The organism is Pseudomonas vranovensis DSM 16006 (assembly GCF_000425805.1).
GTDB lineage: Bacteria > Pseudomonadota > Gammaproteobacteria > Pseudomonadales > Pseudomonadaceae > Aquipseudomonas > Aquipseudomonas vranovensis.
In genome coordinates this window covers 1-12,014 of the sequence record NZ_AUED01000035.1, presented here as the reverse complement: position 1 = coordinate 12,014, position 12,014 = coordinate 1, and the positions used below count along the sequence as shown (strand labels likewise).

Here is a 12,014-nt window from a genome sequence, read left to right as displayed (position 1 = left end):
ATCTGACTCATGGGATGGAGGGCTTGTAGAGGGCAGTTGGACGGAGGGCTATTTCAGCACAGGTCAGACGGCCTGTGCTGACTTGATCGGAGAATTCCTAGAAAGTAAGCAGAGCTGAAATGCGGCTCGCTTCTACTCGGGCCGCATCACTCCATTGAAACTCCCCTGGTTTTCTTGACACTCTCCAAGCTCATTGGACTGCCCTAGGAAAGGTAGACATCCCCGGCCTATGCGCCGTCACCCCTGATAAATCAGAAAAGCAGGCCAGCAAATTGCTCGAAGGCAAGCGTGGAATCCTGGGACTACGGGCCCAAATTGGTGATGCGGCTGGCAAGCCATTGCTTCAGTACCAACTGTCCTACCCTCCAGGCTGTATTTAATTCGAGCCCCGAGTCAATGAAGGAACATCTTCATGGCTACTGAAGTATAGGAACTGCCAGGATTCATAGTCGTTGCACTGGTAATAACATCCAGGTACAGCCACGTCAGTCGCCCCAGTACTTGGTTTCTAACATCACGCTCTATCCGAATAATGATTTTGTCGTCGGTAACACTAACAAGATCTCGGATCCGCCCAACGCGCACGGGATTGCCGTAGAGCTGGTGCACGTGCCAGGTAGCGGTATGCGGGCTGCTACCATACAACCCCAAGCGAAAGGTCTGGCACTTGCTGATTCGTGCTGCGGCACCCCGTATTCTCGGAGGCTAGAATGGCAGGGAAGGTTCATATCGCCAATATCAGCACCTAGCTGGCGACGTATTATGCTATAGCACGAGAATCGAAATGCCCGCTAGCCCGATGAACGACAAGGCGCTAGCGCCCTATTTCGTGATCGCTGCACGATCCCGCAGATTCCCTTGGCGGGAATTTCATCATCTCCTCGCACCTGTCAGTGGAAGCAGCCGCAGCCGGCCCTCCGGCTGCAGGCCCAGCTTATTACTCGCGACACGAATTTATGGCACCCTGCCGTAGCTGCTTTTGCTTCTTTACTTTTTGCTATCTCAAAACTACCTAGGAACGGATCAAGCATTGAACCAGCCATCAACGTGTCATTCGCCGCGGCGCAGTGCTATAGCCATGCCCCTGACCAAGCCGTACCGTTGATGTAGGCGAAACCTGGGTCGCCGCTCATGTCTTGAAAACCAGGCCGAAGGCGTGACCGCTGCGGCTATAGGTGAACATCGAACCAAAAGCATTGTTATCGACGCTTGCTAGTGGATGGACGGACAAAGGTGGGATCCACCAGATGAGCGGGAAACTTCTTCCAAGAATATCAATTGATGAACAAGCGTATTCACTTTGAGCGTATTGAGGTCTGACCGACAGATCCGCGCCCTCCTCCAAGCGGATTTTGATAAAACTTTGGAGAAGACGCGCAACGAAGGCCGCGCTAATCATGAGATGCCCCAAAAGACCCGCAGGAAGGGCAATAAGCACGGTGGTTCACGAGACAGCAGTTCCCACTTACTAATTAGAGGATCTCGATCGCCGCTTTTGATAAGGTGAAGCATGGGTGGTCCGGGCCCGGACGCATTTGCTGTAGTGTTAATGCTACGGGTTACTGTTGGACGGGATAGCCGGCTTCACTGAGCACTTGTATAAAGACGTTTCTGTCCAACGAACTATCGATCTTGACTTCGCGGGCCGACGGATTGGTTTCGATTTTCGCATCTTCGTCAACGCTTTTCAGGGCGTTGGTAACCGATCTGGCGCAGCCGCCACAGGTCATATTAGGAACATGAAAACTATGCATCTGGACCTCCTGACTATTAACTGGGTTTAAAATAAATATAGAGCTTGCCATGATGGCAAGGTCAAATACCTTGAAGCGAAATAATCAATTAATCTGTTCGTATTGCGTGGAATCATCCTTAGCACGGGAATCGTCCTGACGCTCTTCCAAGGCGTTGCTACGCTCGATTGCGTATTGAGGGTTTTTTACCAGTTTGCCATTGCGCCATACAAACAGTGGCGTAGCATCTATATTTTTTAAGTCATAATTGCCATTGTTGTGTGGATTACCGCCTTTTGCCATGACTGCACTGGAACCCAGAGCGATACCGGCAACCAGCAACGCACTAACTAACTTGTTCACATCATGTGTCCTCATAGTGTTCTACAGGTGTAAAAAATACATCGGCATGCAGGTCCTCACTGCGTAGCCCTCGAGCCTGGGTTATCTGCATTGCCGCCTCGACCATCAGTGGTGGCCCGGCCACATAGGCTTTCCAGCCATCCAGGTCCTGCAGGTCGTGCGCAATCGCATCGGTAACGTAGCCAGTGCGCCAACGCCCGGAGACTGGGGCATCAGAGAGCACCGGGATGAAGCTCAGGTTCGGGTAGCGTTGTGCCAAGCCCTGGAAATGCTCGACCAGATAGAGGTCTCGCTCGCTGCGCGCACCAAAGTAAACGTGGATCGGTTGCTTCATACCTTGAGCAAGCGCCGCTTCGACTATCGCCTTGACCGGTGCAAGGCCAGAGCCGCCGGCAATGCACAGGATCGGCCCGGCGTGTTGCTCGCGCAGGCAGGCAGAACCGAACGGCCCTTCAAGCACTACCACGTCGTCGGGCGTTAACAGCCCGTGAATACGCTGGGTTGTGACACCCTCTGGCACCCTTCGAATATGAAACTCCAGCGTTTGCTCCCCCGGCCCGCTGGCCATCGAATAGTCGCGAGCCGGTGCCCCCGAGAAAGTCAGCCTTGCATACTGCCCCGCGGTAAACGCCAGCGGCTCGGCTTCGCCGATATCCAGCCAAACACGCTTGATATCGTGGGTGGCGTTGTCGAGGGCTTTAACCCGGCAGTACAACCGACGCCGGGGATGCGCCACAAGATGCTCGTCACCACCAAGCCAGGTGACGACTGCATCGGTTCGGGGGATTGCGCAGCAGGCCAGGGTCAGCCCTTGAGCCTTCTCCTTGTCCGAAAGGGCAAAGCGGCTATGTTCAAGCAACTCCACTTCGCCACTTATCAAGCGTGTTTTGCACGAACCACAGCGGCCAGAGCGACAACCATGGGGGTAATCGATACCGTCAGCGAGGGCCGCTTGCAGTATCGTCATGCCGTCTGCCACTGCGATGGTCCGTGCGGCCTGGCGTATCTCAATCTGTTTCATCAGGACACTCTTCTGAGCAGGTTCTGCAACCACCGGCCCGCAGGCCGGGGTCTATGATCAAAAGTCAGTTTGCCGGTACCACGGCCCCGCTGCTTGCCGATGCTTGCGGGCGTGATTCAACCGACAGCGGCGCCTGCAAGCGTTTGAGTCGCAGTGCGTTGCCAAGCACGAAGACACTGGACAGCGCCATCGCCGCCGCTGCGAAAATCGGCGAGAGCAAGCTGCCGTTCACCGGGTAAAGCGCCCCCGCCGCGACCGGAATCAACACCGCGTTATAGGCAAACGCCCAGAACAGGTTCTGTTTGATGTTGCGAATAGTCGCCTGGCTGAGGGCGATGGCGTTCGGCACACCGCGCAAGTCGCCCGACATCAGCACCACGTCAGCTGCTTCAATCGCCACATCAGTCCCGGTACCAATGGCCAGACCAACGTCGGCTTCGGCGAGGGCCGGCGCGTCGTTGATGCCGTCGCCGACAAAGGCTACGCGCGCACCTTCGCTCCGAAATTTCTTCAGTGCCGCAACCTTACCGTCGGGCAGGACTTCGGCGGCCACTTCATCAATGCCGAGCTGTTTGGCAATCGCCGCGGCGGTCGCTGCGTTGTCGCCGGTAATCATCGCTACCTTGAGTCCGAGCGCGTGCAGCGCCTTGATGGCCTCGGGTGTTGATTCCTTGATCGGGTCGGCCACCGCAATCACGGCAGCCAGACGGCCATCAATCGCGGCATACAGCGGACTCTTGCCTTGTTCACCGAGGCGCTTGGCAGTGGCCAGGAAGCCCGACACATCAAGACCGAGCTGGGTCATGAAGCGATCCGCGCCGACAGCGACGGTGCGCCCCGCGACGGTGGCCGAGACACCAAAGCCTGGCGTTGCGTCAAAGCTTTCAACCGGATCGACTTTGAGGTCGCGCTGCTCTGCCGCCGCCACGATGGCTTCGGCAATCGGGTGCTCGGAGCGGGTCTCGACGGCTGCAACCAGCGCCAACACTTCGTCGTATTCAAAGCCCTCGGCGGTGATCAGGTCGGTCAGTTCCGGGCGGCCTTTGGTCAGGGTGCCGGTCTTGTCGACTGCTACCACACTCACATCACGTAATGTCTGCAAGGCTTCGCCCTTGCGAAACAGCACGCCAAGCTCGGCCGCACGTCCGGTACCGACCATGATCGAAGTCGGGGTAGCCAAACCCATGGCGCATGGGCAGGCGATAATCAGCACCGCTACGGCGTTGACCAAGGCAAAGGTCAGCGCTGGCTCCGGACCGAATACCAGCCACACCAGGAAGGTCAGCGTGGCGGCGACCATCACCGCGGGCACGAACCACATGGTCACCTTGTCGACCAGGGCCTGGATCGGCAACTTGGAGCCCTGGGCCTCCTCTACCAGACGAATGATCTGCGCCAGCACGGTATTGGCGCCAATCTTGGTGACGCGGAAGCTGAACGCACCGGTCTTGTTGATTGTGCCGCCCACAACTTCGGAGCCCACACTTTTGGCGACCGGCACCGGTTCGCCGCTGATCATGCTCTCGTCAACGTAGGACGAGCCTTCGATAACCTCACCGTCGACCGGTACTTTCTCGCCCGGACGCACGAACACGATGTCACCGGTGGTGACCTCATCGAGCGCAGTTTCGAGGGTTTTGCCGTTGCGTTCGACACGCGCAGTCTTGGCTTGCAGCCCGACCAGGCGTTTGATCGCCTGCGAGGTTTTGCCCTTGGCCCGCGCCTCAAGTGTACGCCCCAGCAGGATCAGGGTAACGATGACCACCGCCGCTTCGAAGTACACGTTGGCAGTGCCTGGTGGCAGCACCTTGGGTACGAAGGTGGCAACCACCGAGTAGCCATAGGCTGCAGCGGTACCGACCGAGACCAGCGAGTTCATGTCCGGAGCGCCACGCAGCAAGGCCGGCACGCCCTTGTGGAAGAAGCGCAGACCGGGGCCAAACAGCACCAGGGTGGCGAGCCCGAACTGGATGTACCAGTTGGTCTGTTGCCCGATGTTTTCCATTACCCAGTGGTGCATGCCGGGAATCAAGTGTGAGCCCATCTCTAGGATGAACACCGGCAAGGTGAGGATCGCTGCAATCATTAAAGCGCGCCGCAAGCCGCGCGCTTCGCTCTCACGGCGGTCACCGTCCGCATCACCGGCATTATTGCTTTCAGGAGACAAACGCCGAGCACTGTAGCCGGCCTGCTTGATTGCCGCTTCCAGGTCGGCTGCGGCTACCAGCCCGGCCAAAAAACGCACGCGCGCGCGCTCGGTCGCCAGGTTGACGTTAGCCTCGAGCACACCCGGCACCTTCTTCAGCGCCTTCTCGACCCGGCCAACACACGAGGCGCAGGTCATGCCCTCAATCGCCAGTTCAATGCTCTCTTCGCGCACGCTGTAGCCTGCGCGTTCGATGGCACTGACCGCCGCCTGTGGATCGGCCTGGGCGCTGAAGGTGATGTCGGCGCGCTCGGTGGCAAGGTTGACCGCGGCTGAATCCACGCCGGGCACCGCCTTCAGTGCACGCTCGACGCGACCTACACACGAAGCGCAGGTCATGCCGTCGACCGGCAGGCTCAGACGACTGGAAGACTTGGAAGCATTGGAACCTGGTTGAACCGCAACGGAAGCCATTGGATTACCCCTCTAATGAGCTGTTGATGAAAAGCTTGAAGCCTCCCAAGAGGGGAAGGTCAAGGCCTGGCGTTGATTTGTTTGGCAAATGACAAGCTTTTACTGTCACCCGCACCGCTACAGTCCTGATCCGGCTGCGCGCAAACCTCCCAACCACCACCCAACGCCTTGTAGATGCTGACAACCGCCAGCCGCTGATTGGTGCGGGCAACCGCCAACGCACGTCGGCTGCTGAAGTCGGATCGTTCAGCCTCCAACACATCAAGGTAAACACCCTCACCTTCAGCAAAGCGCTCCCGCGCAAGGCGCGCAGCCTCGCGGTTGGCGGCGGACTCCAGCAGCCGCAGTTGCAGGGTGTTGCCCGCCGCACCATAGCCTTTGAAAGCATCATCGGTTTCCTGCAAAGCGCGCAGCAACGTCTGATCGTAGAGCAGCAGCGCTTGCTGGCTGCGTGCCTCGCTGGCAGCAATCCTCGCCCTCACCCGCCCACGATCAAGAAGCGACCAGCGAATCACCGGGGCGATGAAGTTCGAAGGTGCTCCAGAATCGTTCAATGCATCGAGACTCCCGGCAACCAACCCGAGCGAACCGCGCACCTGAACTTCAGGGTACAGACCAGCAGTTTCAACCCCGATCTGCGCCGTGGCGGCAGCCAGGTTGCGTTCGGCTGCGGCGATGTCGGCGCGCCGGGCCAGGAGCCCGGCGGGGTTACCTACGCCAATCGTTCGAATGGTCAGGGTTTGCGCTTCCGGCGCAGCAGCGGGCAACCTGAAACTCTGCGGTGCTTCGCCGAGCAGAACCGCCAAGGCGTTGCTGGAGGCGGCACGGCGGCGTTCAAGGTCCGGCGCGGTGGCCTCGACATTGCGCAACAACGCTTCGGCGCGCAGCCGGTCGAATTCGTGGGCGGAACCTGCGCTGATCAGGCGTTCGACCATGTGCAGGCTTTCGCGCTGGCTTTTACTGATGTCATCGACGACCGCCAGCTCAACTTCGAGGCCGCGCAACTCAAACCAGGTCGCCGCCACCGTCGCCGCGACGCTGGCCTGCACACCGCGCAACAGCGCCTCACGCGACCCTGCTTGAGCCTGCGCCGCTTCCACTGATCGGCGTACGCGACCAAACAAGTCGACTTCCCACGTGGCATCGACTGAAGCGCGATAAGTTTCGATATGCCGCTCCTGTCCGAGCGGTGTTTCAGCGTCGCTACGTTTGAAGCTCTCATAACCGAAGGCAGGCCCGCCGCTGGGCAGAAAGTCCTGACGGTTCTCGCGCAGGATGGCCTTGGCTTCTTCAAGGCGCGCGGCGGCGATGGCGATGTCATGGTTGGCAGCCAGTGCACGCTGAATCAAGGTCACTAGGGCCGGCTCATCAAAGGCGCGCCACCACTCGATTTCAACCTCTCCCGGACCGAGACCTGCAGAGGTCTCGCCGAAACTGAAGGGATACTGTGGCGTTACCGAAGGCGAAGAATAATCCGGCCCTACCGCAGCGCACCCGCCCAACAGCACAGCAGCGCTGAGCGGCAACAACAGATTCTGAAAGGGACTTCTCATGACGTACGCTCCTCCAGACGCGGCTGCGATTTGGCTTTGTACGCCTCAACACGCGCCGTCAGCCTACGGATCAGCACATAGAAAACAGGGGTCAGGAACAAGCCAAACACCGTCACCCCGAGCATTCCGGCAAACACCGCAACGCCCATAGCCTGACGCATCTCGGCCCCGGCGCCGCTGGCCAATACCAACGGCACCACGCCGGCGATGAAGGCAAGCGAGGTCATCAGGATCGGCCGCAGGCGCAATCGGCAGGCCTCGATGACTGCCTCCAGGGTGTTTGATCCCTGCGCTTCAAGTGTTCGCGCAAACTCGACAATGAGGATTGCGTTCTTGGCCGCCAGACCAACAAGCACGACCAGGCCGATCTGGACAAAGACGTTGTTGTCACCATCCACCAGCCACACACCAATAATCGCACTCAGCAAACACATCGGCACAATCAGCAAGACCGCCAAGGGCAGCAGCCAGCTGTTGTATTGCGCCGCGAGGATCAGATAAGCGAGCAGCACACACAGCGGGAAAATGAACAACGCGCTGTCGCCGGCCAGCTTTTGCTGGTAAGTCAGGTCGGTCCACTCAAAGCTCATGCCCTCGGGCAACACCTCTTTGGCCAGACGCTCCATGACCGCAACTGCTTGTCCTGAGCTAACCCCTGGCATCGCACCGCCGGTGATGTCTGCCGAGGGATAACCGTTGTAGCGAATGACCCGGTCGGGTCCGGAACTCGGCGAGACCGTGACAAACGAAGACAGCGGCAACATCGCCCCGGCCTCGTTGCGCACCTGCAGGCGGCCGATGGCTTCGGCCTGCATGCGATGCTCGGCATCGGCTTGCGCGGTCACCTTGTAAGTGCGACCAAAGCGGTTGAAATCGTTGATGTACAGCGAGCCCAGATAGACCTGCAGCGACTCAAAGACATCCGCCAGCTTCACCCCCTGGCTTTTCGCCTGGGTACGGTCAATCACCACATCGAGCTGCGGCGCATTGATGTCAAAGCTGGTCATCAGCCCGGCCAACTGGCCTGACTCGGTGGCTTTCATCATCAGGATCTGGGTCTGCTGAACCAGCGCCTCCAGCCCCGCGCCGCCACGGTCTTCGACCTGCATTTTAAAGCCACCGGTCGCCCCGAGGCCGGGGACCGGTGGTGGCGGGAACACCCCGAGAAAGCCGTCCGGGATGGTGGCGAACTGCGCCTGCAGGCGCCCGGCAATTGCCGTTGCGCCAAGATCTGGCGTCGCACGGTCCTTGAACGGATCGAGCATGACGAAAATCACTGCGGCGTTCGGCACGTTGACGAAGCCGTTGATCGACAAACCGGGGAACGCCACCACGCTTTCAACGCCGGGTTCCGCCAGTGCGATCTGGGACATTTGTTTGACCACTGCTTCGGTGCGATCTAGCGATGCTGCGTTTGGCAGCTGGGCGATGCCGACCAAATAATACTTGTCCTGCATCGGCACGAAGCCTGGCGGCACTGCCTGGAAACCAAAGTACGTCAGCCCCAGAAGCCCGACATACACCAGCAGTGCTACCCCGCTGACCCGCACCACCTTGCGCACCGTGTTGCCATACGCACCCGGGGCGCGTTGGAACGGTCGGCCCAACGCTTGCAGCACCCGAACAACACGGCCCCGCAGGCTATGCGGGTCACGTACAATTCCAGCCTTGCGCGGGCGCAACAGCATGCCGGCGAGCGCCGGACTTAGGGTCAACGAGTTAACCGCCGAGAGAATCGTCGAAATGGCAATGGTCAGCGCAAACTGGCGATAGAACTCGCCCTGCAACCCGCTAAGAAACGCGGTCGGGATAAACACCGCAGCAAGCACCGACGTAATGGCGATGATCGGACCGGTTACCTCATCCATGGCACGCCTTGCTGCCTGGGTGGGTGGCTCGCCATTTTCGATATGACGCTCGACGTTTTCGACCACAACGATTGCATCGTCAACGACAATGCCGATGGAAAGCACCAGACCAAACAACGACAGGGTGTTGAGGGAAAAGCCCATCAGGTGCATGACGGCAAATGTGCCGACCAGGGACACCGGCACGGCCATCAGCGGGATCAACGAAGCCCGCCAACTGCGCAGGAACACCACGACCACGATGACCACCAGCAAGATTGCTTCGAGCAAGGTGGTGGCCACTGTTTCCAGCGAAGCGCGCACAAACACCGTGGGGTCATAGGCAATGCGTGAGGTCAGCCCTGCGGGGAAATTACCCTCAAGCCGCTGTACGGTATCGCGCACCGCCTGGGCAACATCGAGCGCGTTCGCTCCTGGGCTCTGGATGATCTGCAAGGCCACCGCCGGTTCACCGTCGAGCAGACTGCGCAGCGCGTAGGCATCACCGCCCATCTCGACGCGGGCGACATCGCGCAGGCGCGTCACCTGGCCGTTGTCACCGGTGCGAATAATGATGTCGCCAAACTGTTCTTCGTCGCTCAAACGCCCGAGGGTGTTCACGGTGATCTGGAATGCAGCGGTGGAATCAGGCGCCTGACCAACAGAGCCGGCCGCCACCTGCACGTTCTGCTCGCGCACGGCGGCAATCACATCGCCCGCAGTCAGCCCACGGGCGGCAATCAGGTTGGGGTCGAGCCAAAGGCGCATGCTGTACTCACCGGCGCCCCATACCAGCACATCGCTGACGCCCTGAATACGCGAGAGCTCATCGCGCACCTGCAGGTAGGCATAGTTCGAGATGTACAGGGGATCGTAACGTTTGTCGGGGGACAGCAAGTGCACCACCATCAGAATGTCTGGCGAGGTCTTCTGTGTAACCACACCCTGACGCTGCACTTCCTCAGGTAACCGCGACAGCACCCGTGATACGCGGTTTTGCACCTGAACCTGAGCCATGTCGGCATTCGTGTCCTGGGCAAAGGTAACAGTGAGGATCATGCGCCCATCGGTGGCCGATTGCGACGACATGTAGAGCATACCCTCCACCCCGGTAATCGCCTGCTCAAGGGGGGCGGCGACCGTTTCGGCGATGACCTTAGGGTTGGCGCCCGGATAGGCGGCGGTCACTTGCACTGTGGGTGGCGTGACGGCTGGGTATTCACTCAGTGGCAACTGGAAGAACGCCACCACGCCGGCAATCATCATCAACACTGACAGGACGATGGCAAAGATCGGTCGATCAATGAAGAAACGCGGAAAAGTCATGGCGCGACTCCCACGGTTTGCGACATATCGAGCGGCGTACCATCAATCGCGGCAACCTGAGGGGTAATCTGCATGTCCGGGCGAACCAGCCCTTTGACGACTATTCGCTCCCCGGCTTGCAGTCCTTGATTGATGACACGCAGGCCGTCGACCATCGGCCCGAGTTCGACAGGCCGGTATTGGGTTTTGTCACCTTCCCCGACCACCAGCACGTAGCGGCTGCCCTGGTCGGTGCCGATGGATTGATCGGATACCAACACCTGACTCTGGGCCGCACCTGTATCCAGTTTGATCTTGGCAAACAGTCCCGGCGTCAGCTGACCATCAGGGTTATCGACTATTGCACGGACCCGCACCGTGCCGGTGCCACGGTCGGCGGCATTGGAAAGGAAGTCGAGACGGGTTGGGCGTGAATAGGCCTTGTCGGTAAGCAGCGCGACCATGACTTTCGGCGCCTGCGAGGCATCGGCAATTGCCTTGGCTCGGCTAGGTGCAAGGGAGCGTAGGTAGGTGCGTTCGTCGACATCGAAATACACGTGCAGTGGATCGACTGAAACGATGGTGGTCAGCGGCGTCACGCCATGGGTGACATAGTTGCCCTCCGTGACTTGTGCATGGCCAACGCGGCCACGGATCGGCGCGGTGACGCGCGTGAAACTCAGGTCCAGTTGCGCCGCCTCCAACGCAGCCTTGGCAGCATCGACCTGAGCTTTGCCGGCATTGCGCGAGGCAATCGCAGAGTCCAGGCGGTCACGGGCCACGACTTTCTTTGCGTACAACTGCTCAGTCCGGGCATGTTCGGCCTGCGCCAGCAAGGATGCCGCCTCAGCTTCGCGCAGGCGCGCCATGGCCCCATTCACAGCAGCCTGAAATTCCCGTGGATCAATGAAGAACAGTTGGGCGCCTTTTTCAACCAGCCGACCTTCTGGAACGCTGACGTTTTGAATGTAGCCAGACACACGTGGGCGCAGTTCGACCCGCTCGACAGCGGTAAGCGAGCCAGTGTACTCGGCAAAAGGCGTCAAGGAGCGAACTATCACCTCCGCGACCGGGACCATCGGTGGTTGAGCCGATGCGGCCGACGGCAGGGTCTCCTTGCAGCCAACAAGCATGAGCGCGAGGCCCAGCGTCGCAGAGATCAGAGTTATACAGTTGTGCTTCATCGTGTGCCTTCCTGGGCTGGATTCGCCTTGAAATTGCTGTTCTGAAACAGCTAGTGCATCAGTTATCGGACTTACCGCTCTAGGAAGGTCAACACTTATTTGGGGTTTTTACGGGCTATCTGGCGAAGAAGTGGATACCCTAATGCCTTAGGGGACAGTTGGAGTCGACGGAGCAACTCCCACGCAAGCAGCGATCTAAAGAATGATCGAAATGCGGGCTGCACCGGCACAGATCTGAAATAGAGCCGATGACAAGCCTGGTTTATTCAGACCCAACTGATCGCTCGCTACGGATTCTCCGATCAAGTCAGCACAGGCCGTCTGACCTGTGCTGAAATAGCCCTCCGTCCAACTGCCCTCTACAAGCCCTCCATCCCATGAGTCAGAT

The 12,014-nt window shown here is 59.3% G+C and carries 8 protein-coding genes and 1 pseudogene; all 9 read right to left on the bottom strand.

The features are described from left to right. Positions 1-1,094: 1,094 nt before the first annotated feature. Positions 1,095-1,213: pseudogene (locus H621_RS28545) on the bottom strand (OprD family outer membrane porin); the annotation flags it as partial. 346 nt (positions 1,214-1,559) lie between these two features. Then, on the bottom strand, positions 1,560-1,754 hold the full coding sequence (locus H621_RS0119380; RefSeq protein ID WP_028944974.1) for a heavy-metal-associated domain-containing protein: 195 nt from the start codon (positions 1,752-1,754) through the stop codon (positions 1,560-1,562). An 84-nt stretch (positions 1,755-1,838) separates the two neighbouring features. Next, on the bottom strand, positions 1,839-2,096 hold the full coding sequence (locus H621_RS28540) for a hypothetical protein (protein ID WP_156905635.1): 258 nt from the start codon (positions 2,094-2,096) through the stop codon (positions 1,839-1,841). Position 2,097: 1 nt separating this feature from the next. Further along, the gene (locus H621_RS0119375; RefSeq protein WP_036990132.1) at positions 2,098-3,117 is read right to left on the bottom strand and encodes a 2Fe-2S iron-sulfur cluster-binding protein; all 1,020 of its coding nucleotides are present in this window, start codon (positions 3,115-3,117) and stop codon (positions 2,098-2,100) included. A gap of 64 nt (positions 3,118-3,181) precedes the next feature. Then, positions 3,182-5,737, bottom strand: a complete 2,556-nt coding sequence (locus H621_RS0119370) for a heavy metal translocating P-type ATPase (RefSeq protein ID WP_028944972.1) — start codon at positions 5,735-5,737, stop codon at positions 3,182-3,184. 59 nt (positions 5,738-5,796) lie between these two features. Then, positions 5,797-7,290: an efflux transporter outer membrane subunit gene (locus tag H621_RS0119365; protein WP_028944971.1), complete on the bottom strand. Its 1,494-nt coding sequence runs from the start codon at positions 7,288-7,290 to the stop codon at positions 5,797-5,799. Next, entirely contained in the window at positions 7,287-10,463 is a 3,177-nt protein-coding gene (locus H621_RS0119360; protein ID WP_028944970.1) for an efflux RND transporter permease subunit, read from the bottom strand. The genes H621_RS0119365 and H621_RS0119360 overlap by 4 nt, the downstream gene beginning before the upstream one ends. Then, the gene (locus tag H621_RS0119355) at positions 10,460-11,626 is read right to left on the bottom strand and encodes an efflux RND transporter periplasmic adaptor subunit (protein ID WP_028944969.1); all 1,167 of its coding nucleotides are present in this window, start codon (positions 11,624-11,626) and stop codon (positions 10,460-10,462) included. The genes H621_RS0119360 and H621_RS0119355 overlap by 4 nt, the downstream gene beginning before the upstream one ends. A gap of 195 nt (positions 11,627-11,821) precedes the next feature. After that, on the bottom strand, positions 11,822-12,014 hold a 193-nt coding region (locus tag H621_RS28860; protein WP_209420955.1), incomplete at its 5' end, for a hypothetical protein.